Origin of the sequence: Cytobacillus oceanisediminis 2691, from assembly GCF_007678455.1 — a bacterium.
Taxonomy (GTDB): Bacteria; Bacillota; Bacilli; order Bacillales; family Cytobacillaceae; genus Mesobacillus; species Mesobacillus oceanisediminis_A.
This window is the reverse complement of the sequence record NZ_VEEP01000383.1, coordinates 1-240: the sequence shown is the minus strand read 5'-3', so window position 1 is coordinate 240 and position 240 is coordinate 1. Positions and strand designations below refer to the sequence as shown.

General features: G+C 48.8%; 1 protein-coding gene. It reads left to right on the top strand.

The annotated features are described in order from the left end of the window. The first annotated feature begins 68 nt into the window (after positions 1 to 68). Positions 69 to 215 carry a hypothetical protein gene (locus FS736_RS24755; RefSeq protein ID WP_186326950.1) on the top strand — a complete coding sequence of 49 codons (147 nt, stop codon included), beginning with the start codon at positions 69 to 71 and terminating at the stop codon, positions 213 to 215. Positions 216 to 240: the final 25 nt, after the last annotated feature.

The following is a 240-nucleotide window of genomic DNA, read 5'->3' as shown; positions in this document are numbered from 1 at the left end:
GAGGGAAGATGATGAATTTATGGGGGTATCTATGGTAGATTGTTGGTGATAGGGGGGTGATGATAAGCATGAGAATGGTGAGGAGAAGGAAGAAGAGGGAGATGGTTGGCGGGAGGTTAGGGTCTTTTGGTAATTCGGGCAGGAAGGTTAGGAGTGGGGGAAGGGTAATGGAGAAGAAAGGTGTGAGGATGGGGGGGGTAAAGGGGTGTTTGTGAAAGGGATGGTGAGGGAAATTGATTT